Origin of the sequence: Mycobacterium nebraskense (assembly GCF_002102255.1) — a bacterium.
GTDB lineage: Bacteria > Actinomycetota > Actinomycetes > Mycobacteriales > Mycobacteriaceae > Mycobacterium > Mycobacterium nebraskense.
Window position 1 is genome coordinate 50147 of sequence record NZ_LQPH01000171.1, and the last position, 17874, is coordinate 68020.

Annotated in this window: 16 protein-coding genes; 6 read left to right on the plus strand and 10 right to left on the minus strand. The window is 68.3% G+C overall.

The window, feature by feature from the left end:
- Positions 1–14: 14 nt before the first annotated feature.
- Genes AWC17_RS26370 through AWC17_RS26380 form a run of 3 tightly spaced genes read right to left on the minus strand, consistent with a single transcriptional unit; the run spans position 15 to position 2634 of the window.
- A complete protein-coding gene (locus AWC17_RS26370) occupies positions 15–875 on the minus strand; it encodes a metal ABC transporter permease (RefSeq protein ID WP_046184382.1) in 861 nt (286 codons plus the stop codon).
- Entirely contained in the window at positions 872–1696 is an 825-nt protein-coding gene (locus tag AWC17_RS26375) for a metal ABC transporter ATP-binding protein (RefSeq protein ID WP_046184381.1), read from the minus strand. Before AWC17_RS26375 ends, AWC17_RS26370 begins: the two co-directional genes overlap by 4 nt.
- Positions 1693–2634 (minus strand): metal ABC transporter solute-binding protein, Zn/Mn family, encoded by a 942-nt coding sequence (locus AWC17_RS26380; protein WP_085165500.1) that lies wholly within the window; start codon positions 2632–2634, stop codon positions 1693–1695. Before AWC17_RS26380 ends, AWC17_RS26375 begins: the two co-directional genes overlap by 4 nt.
- Before the next feature lie 128 nt (positions 2635–2762).
- Between AWC17_RS26380 and AWC17_RS26385 the strand changes: the two genes are divergently transcribed.
- Positions 2763–3842, plus strand: coding sequence for an Rv3575c family transcriptional regulator (locus tag AWC17_RS26385; RefSeq protein WP_085165446.1), 1080 nt, complete (start codon positions 2763–2765; stop codon positions 3840–3842).
- A gap of 107 nt (positions 3843–3949) precedes the next feature.
- Here AWC17_RS26385 and kstR read toward each other — a convergent pair whose 3' ends face one another.
- Positions 3950–4549 (minus strand): cholesterol catabolism transcriptional regulator KstR, encoded by a 600-nt coding sequence (gene kstR / locus AWC17_RS26390; protein ID WP_046187226.1) that lies wholly within the window; start codon positions 4547–4549, stop codon positions 3950–3952.
- A gap of 336 nt (positions 4550–4885) precedes the next feature.
- Here kstR and AWC17_RS26395 point away from each other — a divergent pair, with 336 nt between their 5' ends.
- Positions 4886–7006 carry an acyl-CoA dehydrogenase family protein gene (locus AWC17_RS26395; RefSeq protein WP_085165448.1) on the plus strand — a complete coding sequence of 707 codons (2121 nt, stop codon included), beginning with the start codon at positions 4886–4888 and terminating at the stop codon, positions 7004–7006.
- A gap of 177 nt (positions 7007–7183) precedes the next feature.
- Here AWC17_RS26395 and AWC17_RS26400 read toward each other — a convergent pair whose 3' ends face one another.
- Positions 7184–7717: a hypothetical protein gene (locus AWC17_RS26400; RefSeq protein WP_046185357.1), complete on the minus strand. Its 534-nt coding sequence runs from the start codon at positions 7715–7717 to the stop codon at positions 7184–7186.
- 50 nt (positions 7718–7767) lie between these two features.
- On the minus strand, positions 7768–8850 hold the full coding sequence (locus tag AWC17_RS26405; RefSeq protein ID WP_085165450.1) for a ferredoxin--NADP reductase: 1083 nt from the start codon (positions 8848–8850) through the stop codon (positions 7768–7770).
- Positions 8851–9007: 157 nt separating this feature from the next.
- Between AWC17_RS26405 and hsaA the strand changes: the two genes are divergently transcribed.
- Genes hsaA through hsaB form a run of 4 tightly spaced genes read left to right on the plus strand, consistent with a single transcriptional unit; the run spans position 9008 to position 12537 of the window.
- On the plus strand, positions 9008–10192 hold the full coding sequence (gene hsaA, locus AWC17_RS26410; RefSeq protein ID WP_046185355.1) for a 3-hydroxy-9,10-secoandrosta-1,3,5(10)-triene-9,17-dione monooxygenase oxygenase subunit: 1185 nt from the start codon (positions 9008–9010) through the stop codon (positions 10190–10192).
- Positions 10193–10196: 4 nt separating this feature from the next.
- Positions 10197–11069, plus strand: coding sequence for a 4,5:9,10-diseco-3-hydroxy-5,9,17-trioxoandrosta-1(10),2-diene-4-oate hydrolase (gene hsaD / locus AWC17_RS26415; protein WP_046185354.1), 873 nt, complete (start codon positions 10197–10199; stop codon positions 11067–11069).
- On the plus strand, positions 11069–11971 hold the full coding sequence (hsaC, locus tag AWC17_RS26420) for an iron-dependent extradiol dioxygenase HsaC (protein WP_046185353.1): 903 nt from the start codon (positions 11069–11071) through the stop codon (positions 11969–11971). Before hsaD ends, hsaC begins: the two co-directional genes overlap by 1 nt.
- 2 nt (positions 11972–11973) lie before the next feature.
- A complete protein-coding gene (hsaB, locus tag AWC17_RS26425) occupies positions 11974–12537 on the plus strand; it encodes a 3-hydroxy-9,10-secoandrosta-1,3,5(10)-triene-9,17-dione monooxygenase reductase subunit (protein WP_046185352.1) in 564 nt (187 codons plus the stop codon).
- Between the two features lie 175 nt (positions 12538–12712).
- Here hsaB and AWC17_RS26430 read toward each other — a convergent pair whose 3' ends face one another.
- The 4 genes from AWC17_RS26430 to AWC17_RS26445 form a co-directional block, all read right to left on the minus strand.
- Positions 12713–13111 carry a hypothetical protein gene (locus tag AWC17_RS26430; protein WP_231588628.1) on the minus strand — a complete coding sequence of 133 codons (399 nt, stop codon included), beginning with the start codon at positions 13109–13111 and terminating at the stop codon, positions 12713–12715.
- 276 nt (positions 13112–13387) lie between these two features.
- The gene (locus AWC17_RS26435) at positions 13388–13918 is read right to left on the minus strand and encodes a nitroreductase family deazaflavin-dependent oxidoreductase (RefSeq protein ID WP_244193538.1); all 531 of its coding nucleotides are present in this window, start codon (positions 13916–13918) and stop codon (positions 13388–13390) included.
- Positions 13918–17076 (minus strand): serine/threonine-protein kinase, encoded by a 3159-nt coding sequence (locus tag AWC17_RS26440; protein ID WP_047321933.1) that lies wholly within the window; start codon positions 17074–17076, stop codon positions 13918–13920. Before AWC17_RS26440 ends, AWC17_RS26435 begins: the two co-directional genes overlap by 1 nt.
- Positions 17077–17222: 146 nt before the next feature.
- Positions 17223–17825, minus strand: a complete 603-nt coding sequence (locus tag AWC17_RS26445) for a mycothiol-dependent nitroreductase Rv2466c family protein (protein WP_085165504.1) — start codon at positions 17823–17825, stop codon at positions 17223–17225.
- Positions 17826–17874: the final 49 nt, after the last annotated feature.

Below are 17874 nucleotides of genomic sequence, written 5' to 3' on the forward strand. Positions count from 1 at the left end.
GCTTATGGGGCACCTTAGGTGGCGGCCTCGCGGTGCCGCCCCAGCAGCCAGCAGAACAGATAGATCAGGAACGAAATCCCCGCGACGAAGACCGACACCGGGACACCGGGTGCCAGCGACAGCATGATGCCGCCGACAGCGGATATCTCGGCGAAGACGACCGAGGCCACCATCGCCGCCGCCGGGGAGGCCACCACTCGGGCGGCCGCGGCCGCCGGCGTGATCAGCAGCGACATCACCAGCAGGGCGCCGACGATCTGCACGGCCTGAGCGGCCACCACACCGACCAGGGCGGCGAACACGATGCCCAGCGCGCGAACGGGTACGCCGCGGGCGGCGGCGACGTCGGGATCGACGGTGGCGAACAGCAGCGGGCGGTAGCACGTCGCGATGACGGCGATGACGAGCAGGCACACCAGGGCCAGCATGGTCAGCCCGGTGTAGCCGACGCCGACGATCTGTCCGGTGAGCAACGCGAAGCTGGTCGCGGTCCGGCCCGGGTAGAGGTAGATGAACAACACCGCCAGGCCCAGCCCGAATGCCAGCACCACGCCGATGACCGAATCGCGTTCACGGGCCCGCCGGCCCAGAACGCCGAACAGCGCGGCCGCCAAAGCGCTGCCGACCAGCGCGCCCACCCCCACCTCGGCGCCGACCAGCAGCGCGAAAGCCGCTCCGGTCAAAGACAATTCGCTGGAACCGTGCACGGCGAACGACATCTGACGCATCACGATGAACGGCCCGATCAGCCCGGCCACCAGTCCCAGCAGCGCGGCCGCGAGCAGCGCTTGCTGGACGAAGTCGTGGCCGAGCAGGTGGGCGGTGATATCGAAGTCGAGCAGGTGGGCCAGGACGTCGGTGAGCCGGTGGTTCACGGGTGGGCCCAGTCGGTCGGCTCGCCCACCACCACGTAGCGGTCCTTGACCTTCACCACCTGGATGTCGGCCCGATACAGCATGGACAGTGTCTCCGTGGTCATCACCTCTTCGACGCTGCCGATCCGGAATCGCCCGTCGACCAGGTAAACCAGCCGGTCCACGTACGGCAGGATCGCGTTGACGTCGTGGGTGACGACGATGACGGTGGTCGCCGCATCCCGGCGGCGGCGGTCGATCAGCGCGGACACCAGCTTCGCGTTCGCCGGGTCCAGGGCCAGCAGCGGCTCGTCGCACAGCAGCAGCATCGGATCGCTGACCAGCGCCTGCGCGATGCGCATCCGCTGCAACTCGCCGCCCGACATCACGCCCACCCGGACGTCCGCCAGGTGTTCGGCATTGACCTGTCGCAGCGCCTCGGCCACGGCCGCGCGCCGGCGGTCCCGGTCGGCGGATCGCAGTGGCATGCCGCCCCAGCGATGTCCGTCGACGCCCAGCCGAACCAGGTCGCGTCCCCGAAGCATCACGTCGGGGTCCATCGGTCGGTGTTGGGGCACGTAGCCGACGCGTCCGCTGCCCGAGTTCATCGGCTTGCCGTCCACCAGCGCGACACCGGCGGACAGCGACAGCTGCCCCAGCAGCACCTTGAGCAGCGACGTCTTGCCGCTGCCGTTGGGGCCGAGGACGGCGATGAATTCGCCGCGCGACACCGACAGGTCCAGGTGGTCCCACAGCACGCGGTCGCCGAACGCCAGCCGGGCACCGCGCAGCGAGACGGTATCCGGGTAGCGGTCGACGGCCGGGACCGCGTCGAGGCTCACGGCTGTACTGACCGGCGGGACTGGAGCGCGGCCAGCAGCTGGTTGACCGTGTTGTGCTGCCAGGTCAGGTAATCCATGCCGTCGGGCAGGGTCTCGCTCATTTCGGTCACCGGTACGCCCGCGCGCTGGGCGGCGTCCCGCACGCCGTTGATCGCGGCGGTGGACGTCTGCGGGTTGACCAGTAACGCCGACACCTGACGGTGGTCGATCAGGTCGAGGACGAACGCCATGTCGGCCGGCGAGGGATCCGTTTCGTTCTCGTTGGCCGCGGCGAAGGCGGGCGGAGTGCGATTGACCAGGCCGGATGCCGCCAGCAGGTAGTACCCGACGGGTTCGGTCGCGATGACCCCGGTGCCGCGGTAGGCGCTGGCGATGGCGTGTTCGGAGATGGCGATCGCGTCGGCGCCGCGGCAGAACTCGGCGGCGTTGGCGCGGTAGTCGGCGGCGTGGGCCGGGTCGATGGCGGCCACGCGGTCGGCGATGGCGAACGCGACCGATTTGGCGACGTCGAGGTCATAGAAGACGTGCTCGTTGGCCGGCTGCTTTCCCGCGGTGGCCCTCTTCAGGAACGAGTAGGCGCCGATCGACTTCACGCCGGGATGCCCGGCCAGCACCTGCTCCACCCACGGGTCATAACCGCCGCCGTTGTATACGACCAGGGTGGCGTCGGTGATGGCAGCGGCGTCCGAGGGGCTGGCTTGGTAGGAGTGCGGGTCGATATCGCCCCCGGTCAGGATGGAATTAACAGCTATGTGTCGGCCGGTGATGGCGCTCGCCACGCTGCCCCATACACCGGTGGAGGCCACGACGGTGGCCGCACCCGGATGCGCCGGGCTGCCGCAGCCGGTGGGCGCGGTGCCGGCGGCCAGCAGGACCAGCACGGCCGGCAGCCAACGCAGCGCGCTGGTCACTGCGATTAGTCCCCGCGTCAGCGCCATGCGCACGTCCATGTCCTCTCGCCGGCCGGTCGGCCGACACACAATACTAATGAAAATCGTTTCCATTACAAAGTGACCAGTGGAAGCCGCGTAGGCGCGCATGCCGATTCGCTGTAGCGTCACCGAACGTGAGTCCCGCACCGCGCCGGCGTGCGACGCTGGCATCGTTGGCGGACGAACTGAAGGTTTCCCGCACCACAATCTCGAACGCCTTCAACCGGCCGGATCAGCTCTCCGCCGACCTACGTGAACGCGTGCTCGCGACGGCCAAGCGGCTGGGTTACCCGGGTCCGGACCCGGTGGCGCGGTCGCTGCGCACCCGCAAGGCCGGCGCGGTCGGTCTGGTGATGGCCGAGCCGCTGACCTACTTCTTCAGCGACCCGGCGGCGCGGGATTTCGTCGCCGGAGTCGCGCAGTCCTGCGAAGAACTGGGGCAGGGACTGCTGCTGGTTGCCGTCGGGCCCGGCCGCAGCATGGAGGACGGGACGGGCGCGGTGCTCGGCGCCGGTGTGGACGGCTTCGTGGTGTATTCGGTCTGCGAAGAGGACCCGTACCTACAGGTCGTGTTGCAGCGCCGGCTGCCGGTCGTGGTCGTCGACCAGCCGAAGGGACTCTCCGGTGTGTCCCGGGTGGGTATCGACGACCGGGCGGCGATGCGTGAGCTGGCGGACTACGTGGTCGGGCTGGGACATCGCGAGATCGGGCTGCTCACCATGCGGCTGGGCCGGGAACGCCGTCAAGGGCTGGTGGACGCCGACCGGTTACGGTCGCCGGCCTTCGACGTGCAGCGCGAACGCATCATCGGGGTCTGGGAGGCGATGACGGCCGCCGGCGTCGACCCCGACGCACTGACCGTCGTGGAGAGCTACGAGCACCTGCCGGACTCCGGTGGAACCGCCGCCAAGTCGGCGCTGGAGGCCAATCCGCGGATCACCGCGCTGATGTGCACGGCGGACATATTGGCCCTGTCCGCCATGGATTACCTTCGCGCACATGGCATTTACGTTCCCGGGCAAATGACCGTCACCGGTTTCGACGGCGTGCCCGACGCGATCGGCCGGGGGTTGACCACGGTGTCGCAGCCGAGCCTGCAGAAGGGCCGCCGGGCGGGTGAGCTGCTGTTGAGTCCGCCGCGGTCGGGCCTGCCGGTCGCCGAGGTCTTGGACACCGAGCTGATCCGGGGCCGCACGGCCGGTCCGCCCGCTTAGCCGTCTGCGGCGACCCGCTTCGCCCGGCTGAGCCGCGCTTGCGATCGCCGCTATTCCTGATGGCGGCGACCCGCTTCGCCCCGGCTGAGCCGCGCTTGCGATCGCCGCTAGCCGCCGTTCTGATCCCCGATCAACAACCGCACTGCCAGGTCCAACCGCTTGCTCACGTCGGTCGCCGAGGCTCGCCGGGTGAGCCACGCGAGCAGGTTGGACAGCCACACGTCGGAGATCACCCGGGCGATGTGGTACTGGTCCTCGGTCGGTTCGCCGTCGGCCATCGCCCGGGCGAACATGGAATCGATGAGTTTCTCGACCTGGTCGACCTCGCTGGCCGCGGACGCGTCGGCGAAGACGTAGGCACGCGTCATGGCCTCGGTGAGCAGGGGATTGCGCTGCATCGCGCGGTTGAGCTTGCCGACCATGAAGTTCAGCCGCTGAAACGGCGTACCCCCGGCGACCGACGAGCGGTCGGTCTTGGCGTCGATGCGGCCGAACTCCCGGCCCAGGGCCGACACCAGCAGGTGCACCTTCGAGGGGAAATACCGGTACAGCGTGCCCACCGCCACGTCGGCGCGGTCCGCCACGGCACGCATCTGCACCGCTTCATACCCACCCTTGGACGCGATGGCCATGGTGGCATCCAGGATCCGCTTGCGGCGTTCCCGCTGGGCCTCCGAGCCCAGTTCGGACTCTGCCAATACCGCCACGTTCACCACCTCGCGCGGCTGCGAGTCGGAAGCGCGGCTCGCGTTGGCCCTCGAGTTGGCGCTGGCTGGCATGTGAAGGGTTGCTCCTGTTCCTGGCGGCTCGCTTGCAAACGATACGCATGCTGAGTGTGAATTTCCCACCTCCGTACCGCCGGGACAGCCGCGTGTGCTGCTGTGATGGCGTTCGACTTGACGGTCGATCGCTGGCACTATTAGAACACGTTCTAGTCTGCGACGAGGCGGGTTGCGCAGCGACCCGAGGCAAGCAGGAGAATCGAGAGCTAGGGGTCGTAGGCCCCACGTCACGTCGAGTCGAAGGACGCGGAGGTCCCGAGGGTGGTAGCGACCGTCACAGACGAGCAGTTCGCCGCACGTGCGCTGGTGCGCGACTGGGCCCGCAATTCGGCTGCGGGGCCCGGCGGGACGACGGCGATCCGCGAGGTCGAGCAGGGTGACGCGGACGCGTGGCGCCCGGTGTTCGCCCGCCTGGCAGAGCTGGGCATCTTCGGCGTCGCAATCCCGGAGGAGCACGGCGGGGCCGGCGGCAGTGTCGAGGACCTGTGCGCGATGGTCGAGGAAGCGGCCAAGGCGTTGGTGCCCGGGCCGGTGGCGACCACGGCGCTGGCGACGCTCGTCGTCACCGACCCTGAATTGTTGGCAGCACTGGCCGCCGGCCAACGTTTCGCCGGGCTGGCGCTGGAAGGTGACGCCCAGTTCGACAGCGAAACCTCGCGCGCGTCGGGCGCCCTGCCGTTGGTGTTGGGAGCCGCCGACGGCGGCGTCCTGTTGCTGCCGGCCGACGGGAAGTGGCTGCTGGTCGACACCGAGAGCGATGGCGTGCAGATCGAGCCGCTGGAAGCCACCGACTTTTCCCGGCCGTTGGCCCGGGTGGTGCTGACGTCCGCGCCGGCCACCGTCATCGCGTCCCCGGAGCGGGTCGAGGAACTGGCGGCCACCGTGCTGGCGGCCGAGGCGGCCGGCGTGACCCGGTGGGCGCTGGTCACCGCCGTCGATTACGCCAAGGTCCGCGAGCAGTTCGGCAAGCCGATCGGCAGCTTCCAGGCCGTCAAGCACCTGTGCGCGGAGATGCTGTGCCGCGCCGAGCAGGCCGAGGTGGGCGCCGCCGACGCCGCCCGCGCCGCAGCGGATTCCGATCCGGACCAGTTCTCCATCGCGGCCGCCCTGGCCGCCAGCATCTGCATCGCCGCCGCGAAGGCCAACGTCAAGGACTGCATCCAGGTGCTCGGCGGCATCGGCTGCACCTGGGAGCACGACGCGCACCTGTACCTGCGCCGGGCGCACGCCATCGGCCGGTTTCTCGGCGGCGCCGAGCGCTGGTTGCGCCGGGTCACCGCACTGACCCAGGGCGGTGTGCGGCGGCGCTTGGGGATCGACCTCACCGACGTCGAGGGCCAGCGTGCGGAGATCGCCGCGGCCGTCGCCGAGATCGCCGCGCTGCCCGAGGAGAAGCGGCAGGCTGCACTCGCGGAGGCCGGGCTGCAGGCACCGCACTGGCCGGTGCCGCACGGGCGCGGCGCGTCACCCGCCGAACAGCTGCTGATCGATCAGGAGCTGGCGGCGGCCGGTGTGGCTCGTCCCGACCTGGTGATCGGCTGGTGGGCGGCGCCGACCATCCTCGAGCACGGCACGCCGGAGCAGATCGAGCGCTTTGTGCCGGGCACCCTGCGTGGTGAATTCCTCTGGTGTCAACTGTTTTCCGAGCCGGGAGCCGGCTCCGACCTGGCGTCGCTGCGCACCAAGGCCGTGCGTGGTGACGGCGGCTGGCTGCTCACCGGGCAGAAGGTCTGGACGTCGGCGGCGCACAAGGCGCGGTGGGGCGTGTGCCTGGCGCGTACCGATCCCGACGCGCCGAAGCACAAGGGCATCACCTACTTCCTGGTGGACATGAAGTCGCCGGGCATCGAGATCCGCCCGCTGCGGGAGATCACCGGCGACTCACTGTTCAACGAGGTCTTCCTGGACAACGTGTTCGTCCCCGACGAAATGGTGGTCGGCGCGGTGAACGACGGCTGGCGGCTGGCCCGCACCACGCTGGCCAACGAGCGGGTCGCGATGGCCACCGGCACCGCGCTGGGTAACCCGATGGAGGAGCTGCTCAAGGTGGTCGCGGAGCTCGACCTCGATGCCGCGCAGCAGGATCGGCTCGGCCGGTTGATCGTCATCGCCCAAACCGGCGCGCTGCTGGACCAGCGGATCGCGCAGCTCGCCGTGGGCGGGCAGGACCCGGGGGCGCAGTCCAGCGTCCGCAAGCTCATCGGGGTGCGCTACCGGCAGGCACTGGCCGAGTTCATGATGGACGTCGCCGAGGGCGGCGGCCTGGTCCGCAACCACGCGGTGTTCGACTTCCTGAACACCCGCTGCCTCACCATCGCCGGTGGTACCGAGCAGATCCTGCTCACCGTGGCCGCCGAGCGGCTCCTCGGGCTGCCGCGCTAGCGCCGCAAGGCTTTTCGGCCATGCAGAGCCAGACGTGTGGCCGCTGACTCGGTGTCACACATCTGGTCCGAAGTGCGTCGTTGACACCGATGCCTCTGGGAATCCGGCGAGATTGCCTGCACGGTCGTGGATTGCATGAAATCGCAACCGTGGGCGCAATCTCGGCGACCGGGCAGCTCAGGAGAACGTGGTCTGGGCGCAGGTGCTCGGCGAGGTGATGTTGACCCCGGGGTAGACCACCTGGATGTGGGTGCAGACGATGACGTTGTTGTCGGTCTTGGGTTGGCCCGTCTGCCAATCGGTGGAGTCGATGCGACCGGTCGTCTGGTACTTGTCCGGCGGGCCCTCACCGAAGTAGACGGAGGTGATTTCGTCGGAACCCATGGACTTCATCACCCGCTCGTATTGGCCGTTGGCGTGCGCGTCCAGGTAGGCCAGCCGGTTCGACGACCGGATCTCGGTGGTCTGGCGGGCCCACAGGCCGGGCGGGAAGCCGGTCACGCCGTCGGGCGTCAGCATGTCCGCGCCCGCGGTGAAGTCGCAGTGGCCGTCGGACTTGAAGCAATTCAGGATGGTGCGCGTCTCCAGCTGGTTGGGCCCGTCCAGCGGGAACAACGTGGTCGCGGTGTTGCTGGCCGCGCCGGCGACCGGTGCGGGCAGGAACGTCAACGCCGTTCCGACGACGGCAAACCCGGTTATCAGTCGCTTCATGCTGCTCCCCTTTCGGTTCGCCAACGCTAAGGGCGAACCTAACCCCGCGACTACTCGTCGTAGGTGACTTCTACCGAATCAGATTCCGGGTGAGATTGACAGGCCAGAATGAGGCCGTCGTCGAGATCTTGCTGCTCGAGCACGTCGTTGACCTCCATGCTCACCTTGCCGCTGCGCAAGGTGCACGCGCACGCCCCGCAGTGACCCTCGCGGCAGGAGAACGGCGCGTCGAGGCCCTTCGCCAGCAGGACGTCGAGCAATTTGGCGTTGCGCGGCCACGACACGGTGTGGGTTTCACCGTCCAGCTGCACCACCGCGGTGGCCGGCGGCTGGTCGCCGGGGGCGGTGTCGTCGATCTTCACCGCCGCGAACGGGTCGGAGTCCAGCGACTTGAACACCTCGATATGCACTTGCGGCGCAGGCACTTTCAGCGATTCCAGCGCCTCGCCGGCGGCGTCCATGAAGGGGCCGGGCCCGCAGATGTACACCGGCCGTTCGGTATAGGGGGCGGCGAGTTTCGCCAGCGCGGTCACGCTCGGCATCCCCTGCAGCGATTCCAGCCAGTGCACCACCGTGAGCCGGTCGGGATACTTGGCCGACAGCTCGCGCAGCGCGTCGGAGAAGATCACCGACCTGTCATCGCGATTGGCATACAGCAGCGTCACCTGACCGCTGCCCTCGGCGAGCGCCGACTTGGTGATCGACATGATCGGGGTGATCCCGCTACCGGCGGCCATCAGCAGGAAATCGTCGTCGAGCGTTTTCGGCACGAAGTTGCCCGACGGGGCCAGCACGTGGATCCGCATGCCCGCCCGCGCGTGCTCACACAGCCAGTTCGACGCGTATCCGTCCGCGGTCCGCTTGACCGTGACGGTCAGCGCGTCGTCGGTGAACGGCGAGCTGCACAGCGAGTAGCAGCGGGCGACCGAGCCGGTGCGCTCGCTGGGAACGCGCAGCGTCAAGAACTGGCCCGGCGCGTAGCGCAGCCGTTCGGGCGGGATGCCGGGGTCGCCCGGCTCGTCGGGCACCGCGAACACCAGCGACCGCGCGTCGTCCGTTTCGGCGACGACCTCGGCGATCTGCAGTTCAAGGACGTGGTCACCGAGTGGCTCGTCGAGATTGGCCTCGGCCAAGACCCCATCCTCCCTCTCGTTACAACTAGAACATGTTACAGAAAAGTGGATTCGTATCGCTACCAGCCGCAGGAATACCCTGCTCGACACAAATCGGAACGTGTTCTAGTCTCTGGTGTAAGTCCGCTGAGTAAGTCTGGCCCAGGAGGCAAACCTAGTGACGTCCATTCAACAACGTGACGCGCAGTCGGTTTTGGCTGGCATCGATGATCTGCTGCCGCGGATTCGCGAGCGCGCGCAGGCGACGGAGGATTTGCGGCGGCTGCCCGACGAGACCGTTCAGGATCTGCAGGACATCGGTTTCTTTACCCTGCTGCAGCCCGAGCAGTGGGGTGGGCTGCAATGCGACCCCGCCCTGTTCTACGAGGCGGTGCGGCGGCTGGCCAGCGCGTGCGGTTCCACCGGCTGGGTGAGCTCCATCATCGGCGTGCACAACTGGCATCTGGCGTTGTTCGACCAGCAGGCCCAGGAGGAAGTCTGGGGCGAGGACCGGAACGTGCGGGTCTCGTCGTCGTACGCGCCGATGGGCGCGGGCGTGGTGACCGACGGCGGATATCTGGTCAACGGTTCGTGGAACTGGTCGTCGGGATGTGACCACGCCACGTGGGCCTTCCTCGGCGGTCCGGTGATCAAAGACGGTCGTCCGGTCGACTTCGGCAGCTTCTTGATCCCGCGCAGCGAGTACCGCATCGACGACGTGTGGCATGTCGTCGGCTTGCGCGGCACCGGCAGCAACACCGTGGTCGTCAAGGACGTTTTCGTGCCCCGGCACCGGTTCCTCTCCTACAAGGCGATGAACGACGGCACCGCCGGCGGGTACCAGACGAACACCGCCCCGGTCTACAAGATGCCTTGGGGCACAATGCATCCCACCACCATCTCCGCGCCGATTGTCGGCATGGCCTACGGCGCGTACGACGCGCACGTGGAGCACCAGGGCAAGCGGGTGCGCGCGGCCTTCGCCGGGGAGAAGGCCAAGGACGACCCGTTCGCCAAGGTGCGCATCGCCGAGGCGGCCAGCGACATCGACGCGGCGTGGCGCCAGTTGAGCGGCAACGTCGCCGACGAATACGCGTTGTTGTCCGCCGGCAAGGAGATCCCGTTCGAGCTGCGCGCCCGCGCCCGCCGCGACCAGGTCCGGGCGACCGGCCGCGCGATCGCCTCCATCGACCGGCTGTTCGAGGCTTCCGGCGCCACCGCCCTGGCCAACGACCAACCGGTGCAACGGTTCTGGCGCGACGCGCACGCCGGCCGGGTGCACGCGGCCAATGATCCCGAGCGGGCTTACCAGATCTTCGGAAACAACGAGTTCGGGTTGCCGCCGGGCGACACCATGGTCTAGGGCCATGACGGCTACCGAAGAGTTGACGTTCGAGTCCACCTCCCGCTTCGCCGAAGTCGATGTCGACGGACCGCTCAAGCTGCACTACCACGAGGCCGGGGTCGGCAACGACCAGACCGTGGTGCTGCTGCACGGCGGCGGTCCCGGGGCGGCGAGCTGGACGAACTTTGCGCGCAACATCCCGGTGCTGGCGCAACGTTTTCATGTGCTGGCAGTCGATCAGCCGGGCTACGGCCTTTCCGACAAGCGCGCCGAACACGGGCAGTTCAACCACTACGCCGCGCGGGCGCTCAAGGGGCTCTTCCACGAGCTCGGGTTGGGACGCGTTCCGCTGGTGGGCAATTCGCTGGGCGGGGGCACCGCGGTCCGGTTCGCCCTCGACTATCCCGATCGCGCCGGCCGACTGGTGTTGATGGGGCCCGGCGGGCTGAGTATCAACCTGTTCGCCCCCGATCCGACCGAAGGCGTCAAGCGGCTGGGGAAGTTCTCCGTCGAACCCACCCGGGAAAACCTCGAGGCGTTCCTGCGGGTGATGGTCTACGACCAGAAGCTGATCACGTCCGAGCTGATCGACGAGCGGTTCGCGCTGGCCAGCACGCCGGAATCGCTGACGGCGACCCGGGCGATGGGAATGTCGTTCGCGGGGGCCGATTTCGAGCTCGGCATGATGTGGCGCGAGGTGCACCGGCTGCGTCAGCCCGTGCTGTTGATCTGGGGTCGCGAGGACCGGGTCAACCCGCTGGACGGCGCGCTCGTTGCGCTGAAGACCATCCCGCGTGCGCAACTCCACGTTTTCGGGCAATGTGGGCACTGGGCGCAGGTGGAGAAGTTCGACGAGTTCAACAAGTTGACCGTTGATTTCCTTGGAGGTGCGTGATGAGCATCCGTTCGCTGGGCTATCTACGCATCGAGGCCACCGACATGGCGGCCTGGCGTGAATACGGCCTGAAGGTGCTCGGCATGGTCGAGGGCAGCGGCAGCACCGAGGGGGCGCTGTACCTGCGGATGGACGATTTCCCCGCCCGGCTGGTGATCGTGCCGGGTGAGCGCGACCATCTGATGGAGGCTGGCTGGGAATGCGCCAATGCCGAAGGGCTGCAAGAGATCCGGAATCGGCTCGACGTCGAGGGCGTGCCGTACAAGGAGGCCACCGCCGCAGAGCTGGCGGATCGCCGGGTCGTCGAGATGATCCGGTTCTCCGACCCGTCCGGCAACTGCCTGGAGGTCTTCCACGGGGTCGCGCTGGAACACCGCCGCGTGGTCAGCCCGTACGGGCACAAGTTCGTCACCGGTGAGCAGGGTCTGGGGCACGTGGTGTTGTCCACCCGCGACGACGACCAGGCCTTGCACTTCTACCGGGATGTACTCGGCTTCAAGCTGCGCGACTCCATGCGGATGCCGCCGCAGATGGTCGGCCGGCCCGCCGACGGGGCTCCCGCGTGGCTGCGGTTCTTCGGCTGCAACCCGCGTCACCACAGCCTGGCTTTCCTGCCGCTGCCGACGCCCAGCGGCATCGTGCACCTGATGATGGAGGTCGAGAACTCCGACGACGTTGGCCTGTGCCTGGACCGGGCGTTGCGCCGCAAGGTGCCCATGTCCGCCACGCTCGGCCGGCACGTCAACGACCTGATGCTGTCCTTCTACATGAAGACACCCGGCGGGTTCGACGTTGAATTCGGTTGTGAGGGACGGCAAGTCGAGGATGGCGACTGGGTCGCCCGGGAAAGCACCGCGGTCAGTCTCTGGGGCCACGACTTCACGGTCGGCGCCCGCGGGTAGTCATGTCGGCGCCGATCGATCCGCGGTCCTTCCGGCAGGTGCTGGGCCAGTTCTGCACCGGCATCACGATCATCACCACGGTGCACGACGAGGTTCCGGTCGGCTTCGCCTGCCAGTCCTTCGCCGCGCTGTCGCTGGACCCGCCGTTGGTGCTGTTCTGCCCCACCAAGGTGTCGCGGTCCTGGCAGGCCATCGAGGCCAGCGGCCGGTTCTGCGTCAACGTGCTGACCGAGAAGCAAAAGCACGTATCCGCGCGGTTCGGGTCGAAGGAGCCCGACAAGTTCGCCGGGATCGACTGGCACGCCTCAGAACTCGGGTCGCCGATCATCGACGGGTCGCTCGCCCACATCGACTGCACAGTGGCGTCCGTGCACGACGGTGGCGACCACTTCGTGGTGTTCGGCGCGGTCCAATCGTTGTCGGAGGCACCCAAGATCAAGCCGCGGCCGCTGCTGTTCTATCGCGGGGAGTACACCGGGATAGAACCGGACAAGACCACGCCGGCGCAGTGGCGCGACGACCTGGAGGCGTTCCTCACCGCCACCACCCAGGACACCTGGCTTTAAACGCTTGTGCGAGTTCGGGCATCGCCCGCTTGCCGACGATTCGCTGTTGCGTTCCCCGACTTGATATTCCGCGCCGACGCTTCCATGCAAGCGGTCTGTGCGCCCGGCTGGGTGGAAATGGGCTACCCGATGGCTCGTTGAGGGGGCGAGCCAGCGGGTAGCCCAGTGGCCCCATTCAGCCGGTGGTCGACCGATCTGATCCGGTGTCGTGGCGGTTGCCGGCCTCCACGGCCTCGGGATCGGCCGCTTGCTTTCCCGCCCGGGGGTCAAGGCTGTCAGCACGGTTCCATTGCTCGTGGAGCTGCTCGCGCGATGTCGCGGCTTCGTTTTGGTGCTCCGCCGCCCGCTCTTGCAGCCGTGCGGCTTCGGCCGCCTTGACCTCGGCCTCGGCCTGTGCGGCGCGAGCCTTGGCGGCCGTTTCTTGCGCAAGTGCTTCGCGCCGCTCGACTTTGGCCGTGGCCAGGCTCGCTTGTTCGCGAATCTGCTCGGCTTGCCGCTGCCGTCGACGGCGCCGCATGCTGCTGAACGCGACGAGGAAGACGACAATCAACAAGATTGCCGCGGCGGCGATCACGATCCAGATAACGCTGCTATTCATCATCGGCTCCCGTCAGATCGGTTTCCGGCTGGTACTGGGCACTGGCTCGTAGTGGGATCCCCGTATTTGGCGCAAGTAAAACAACGGACTGCAATCACGGCTTCGACCGGCGGGGGATACTGCTGCTCACGGCGTGCCCGGTGCTCGTGGGACTCGCGGCTGCGGGTGGTTATGCGATAGGCAGCGGGCTCGTACGCGCCGTCTATATGGCGCCCGTCCTTGCCTTGCAGTTGAGTCTTGCGGTGCTGTTCCTCAGTGCCTACCGGCGTGCCCGTGCTGTTGCGGACAAGACGGATCCTCCGGCGTGATCCGGAAGACGGGGTAGCGCGCAGCGATGCGCTCGAATTCCGCCAATGGTGCGTTGCTGGTGAGCGGGATGTGTGGGCGCGCTCCGGGCGCGACGGCGACGTAGCGCCGCAAGATGGGTGCGCGGCCATCGATGGCAACCTCAAGCAGGTGCACCTGTTCGGCGTGCCTGCGTCGCATGACGGCCCGCCCGTCGGCAGCGCGAACATTTCGCACCCAGTTCACGTCGTTGCCAAGCATCGACACCAGGTAGCGCTCGCCGTCGTAATCCACCACAACAACGGGGACACAGACCACTCGGCCGGAGCGCCGTCCAAGCACCTCGAGGGTCATCGCCCGCGTCGGGGACAGTACGCTGGCCGAATACTGCAGTGCGGATAGCCGATTCATCACTCTGGCCGGAAAGCCCGGTCGCCCACCGCGATACATCCACCGCTTGGCGCCGTACAGCCAGTCGACAACCATGCTGACCGTCACTACATGAAGTCCAGCGCCTCCACGGTCGCGATCGGGCCCTCGTGGGTCGGCCGGTTCGCGCCGCCGATGCAGTAGACGGTGTTCCCCACCGTCGCCACTACCTCGGCGTGGCGCGCGGTGGGCATCGGGGGCAAGGTGCTCCACTTCGCGTCGGCGATGTCGTACATCTCGACGACGTTCAGCACCATCGTCGGTTCCTCGCCGCCGACCACCACGATGCGGCCGTCGATGTAGGTCGCACCGTAACTCCCGCGCGGGGTCGGCATGCCCACCAGCTTCGTCCAGGTGCCCGATTGAGGATCGAACCGTTCATTCGCCGAGGAGTTCTTGTCGGCGGAAAGGAATCGACCGCCGATCGCGTACACGTAGGTGCCGTCCGACACCGCGGCCAGATGTTCGCGCGGGGTCGGCATGTCGGCGGCGTCCTTCCACGAACTGCCGTCGAACACCTCGGTCTGCGGAACGATATGTTTGGCGTTCTGGCCGCCCACCGCGACGAGTTTGTCACCCACCACCGCCGCGGCAGGCGCCGCGCGCGCGTGCGTGAGATGCGGCAGCTCAACCCAATTGCCGCCACGCAGTGCGAACACCTTGTCGGATGCGTCGGCGAGTTGATCGCTCGCACCGCCGAGCACCACCACCTCGCCGCGGTAGGTCGTCGCCGCGGCGTGGTGCAGCGGGATGGGTAGTGGCGGCCCGGTCTGCCAGGCGCCGGTGTGCGGGTCATAGCTCTCGACGGTCTGCAGCGGGGTGCCGTTCCGCAGGCCGCCCACGATCCAGATCTTGTCGCCCTGGACGGCCCAGGCCGTCATCAGCCGAGCGGTCGGCGCGTCCGGAAGCGACCGCCACTGCGCCGCCGGCTGGATCCTGCGGGCCGGCAGTTTCAGCGCTTCGGCCGACGAGGTGAGCTGGCCGTCGCCGACGGCGGTCGACCCGCCGATCGCGTACACGGACTTCTCGACCGCGTCGACGGCCATGCCATGCCGCGGGGTCGTCATGTCGGGCAACCCAGACCATGTCTTTGTCATCAGGTCGAACGCGGAGACGCTCCTGAGGAGTTGCCCCGCGGACATGCCCCCGACGGCGACCAGGCGCCCGTCGACGATCGCCACGCCGAGGTCGCTGCGCGGCTGGGGCAGCGCGGGCAACGACGTCCAGGCCTTAGCGGCCGGGTCGTACGCCTCGACCGCCGCCAGGTCTGCGCTGCCGTTGGTGCCGCCCACGGTGTAGACCTGTTTTCCGTCCGAGGCCGCGGCCAGCATCTGGCGCGGGGTCGGGATGGGCGCGCCGAGGGTCCAGGCGTTGCCGTCGAACACCTCGGTGGTGTTCAGCAGCGCGCCGGCCGCGTCGACACCGCCCGTGACGATCAGGCGGTCGCCCACCACAGCCGCCGCGGCGGCGGCCCGGGGCTGCAGCAGGTGCGGAAGCTCGACCCAGCGGCTGTTGATGACCCGCCAAACCTGGTCGGTCGCAACGTTTTTGCCACCTTCGGATTTCCAGCCGCCGAGTACGACGGGGTTTCCCTGCCAGGTGACCGCCATCGCGTGCGAGACCGGGACCGGCAGGTCGTCGCCGACCTTCCAGCTGTCGATGACGGGGTCATAGCCCTCCTGCAATCCGGTGAGGGCGCCGTCGCTGCGGATCCCGCCGAAGATCCAGATCGTGCCGTCGGCCTGCGTGGTGGCCGCCGCGTCCCGCGAAATGCGCGCGTTGGTGATCGGCTTCCACTGCATGGGCGGCTGCGCGGTCGGCTTGGTGGAAGCGCCTTTCGAACCGGCGTTGTTGTCGGGCGAAAGCGCGAAATAGACACCGCCGACCACCAACAGCAGAGCAGCGGCGATCGCGCCGGCCGACAACGCGACGCGGTTCCGCTTTTTCCCGGGCTCCGCGAACCACGCGGCCGCCCGCGCCCTGGGACCGCGCGGCGGGCCCTGGGCGCCGCCGTTTCGGCCTGACGGCGCGGCAGCTTTGGGCGGCCGCACCTTCGGTTGCGTAGCCGACCCGTGCCCGCCCCGCAGCAAGCTGGCGGCCTCCGCTAACCCAGCTGGTCCGGATTGCGGCAATGCCGCGGTCTCCAGCTCGTGTCGGCGATCGATCGGCGCGCCGATCGCGGAGGTCGGGTCGTTGTGCCCGGTCGGCCCACGCGGTGGCGCGGGCATGCTCGACGTGTTCAGGGCCGACGGCCGCGCCACCTCGCTGTACCCCCCAGGGGGGACCGGCGCTGCATACGGGACATCCGCCGCCACGCCAGAGGGGCGTCCGGTGATCGCCATTGCGTCCGGTTTGAGGCCGTTGAGCCGCTGGGCGGCCTGCAGGTCGCGGCCGAACTCCTCGGCCGAGGCGGGCCGGTCGGCCGGGTCGATCGACATCGCCTTCTCGATCGCCGAGCACACCGCGTCCGGGATGCCGTCGGGACGCATGTCCGGGATCCCGGTGGTACTGATCCGCAAATACTGCGCGATCAGGTCCTCGCCCTTTTGGCGCTCGTGCGCGGCGTTGCCCGCGATGAGTGCGTAGAGCGTGGCGCCCAGTGAATACATGTCGGAGGCGACCGTGGCCGGATTGCCCGTCATCACCTCGGGCGCGGTGTAATCGATAGTGCCGGAGAAGAACCCGGTCGCCGTCTCGTACCCGCCTTCGATGTGGGCGATTCCGAAGTCACTCAGTTGCGGCTCGCCGTAGTCGTTCAGCAGTATGTTCGCCGGCTTGATGTCGCGGTGCAAGGTACCGGTTCGGTGCGCGGTTTCGAGTGCGCCGCAAAGCTTTACGCCGATGTGCAACGTCTCGGGCCAGGGCACCGGCCCCTCCCGGCGCAGCCGGACCGCCAGCGAATCCGCCGAGTGGTACGGCATCACGATGTATGGCTTGCCGCTCGCGGTGACGCCGACCCGCAGGATGTTGACGATGTTCGGATGCCCGGAAAGCCCACCCATCGCGTAGCCCTCGCGAAGGAACCGTTCCCGGCTGTCGTCGTCGATGTGCGACGGCAGCACCTTCACCGCAACGTTTCGCCCGAGGGCGGTCTCGTAGCAGCAGTAGATGACCCCTGCCCCGCCACGGGCTACTTGGCGCGCGTCTTCGAACCCCGCGGCCGCCAGCTCCGCGGCGATGCCGCTCGGTACCGGTGCGACACTCTCGGGCCGTGGCTCTTCAGGCATTTGCTGGCGCTCAACCCTCCGCGAAGTAGATTTGGCGAGCTCAAGATTAGCGCTCAGAACCCCGCGGGTGTGCCTTTCGGCAACCTTCGTTCACCCGGCCACGATCCGGGCCGGGGCAGTTAGCCGGCAAGCCCGGTCGGCCACGCTCAGGCGTCGATGGTCGGGGGGCCTTCGTACGGCCGTTGCAGCGCGGCGAATTCGGGTATGCCGGCCATGGTCAGCACGGCCTCCAGCAGCCGAACGCCGTCCTCTTTGTCGGGTCTGCGGGTCAGGACCGGTCCGGAGAACGCGCGGCCATCGACCGCGATGATCGGGCTGCCGGCCTCGTCGCCCAGGGCATCTTGGCTGGCTTGGTGCGCCCGCCTGACCGCGTCGTCGAAGCCGCTGTCGTCGAGCGCTTCGGCGAGGCGTTCTTCGAGGCCGTTCTCGGCGAGGGCCTCGCGGATCCCGGCCGCGGTGAGGTCCTCCCGGCGCACGTGAATGCGACGGCCAATCGAGTCATAGAGGCCCGCGAACGCGTCTGGTCCGCGCTCGGCGACGGCCGCGGCGAACAGGCGTCCCAGCCGCGTCGAGCGCTCCATCATGTCTTGTTGTTTCGCGTCGGCGTCCTGGCCCTCATTGAGGACCGCCAGGCTCATCTGCCGCAGGGCGACTTGCGTGTGGGTCGATTGCGCGGCGACGAGCAGCCAGCGCGCGGTCACCCAGGAGAAAGGACAGACGGGGTCGAGGTACAGGTCGACGGCGGCCACGGGCTCCTCCTTCGCGTCAAGGCTTGAACTACCGAACGGCATACCCGCT

What these genes read in the sequence shown, in the direction of transcription:
- AWC17_RS26380 (WP_085165500.1), bottom strand. Translation starts at nt 2,634, where the DNA reads ATGGCGCTGACGCGGGGACTAATCGCAGTGACCAGCGCGCTGCGTTGG.
- hsaD (WP_046185354.1), top strand. Translation starts at nt 10,197, where the DNA reads ATGACGGCTACCGAAGAGTTGACGTTCGAGTCCACCTCCCGCTTCGCC.
- AWC17_RS26400 (WP_046185357.1), bottom strand. Translation starts at nt 7,717, where the DNA reads ATGAAGCGACTGATAACCGGGTTTGCCGTCGTCGGAACGGCGTTGACG.
- hsaC (WP_046185353.1), top strand. Translation starts at nt 11,069, where the DNA reads ATGAGCATCCGTTCGCTGGGCTATCTACGCATCGAGGCCACCGACATG.
- hsaB (WP_046185352.1), top strand. Translation starts at nt 11,974, where the DNA reads ATGTCGGCGCCGATCGATCCGCGGTCCTTCCGGCAGGTGCTGGGCCAG.
- AWC17_RS26440 (WP_047321933.1), bottom strand. Translation starts at nt 17,076, where the DNA reads ATGCCTGAAGAGCCACGGCCCGAGAGTGTCGCACCGGTACCGAGCGGC.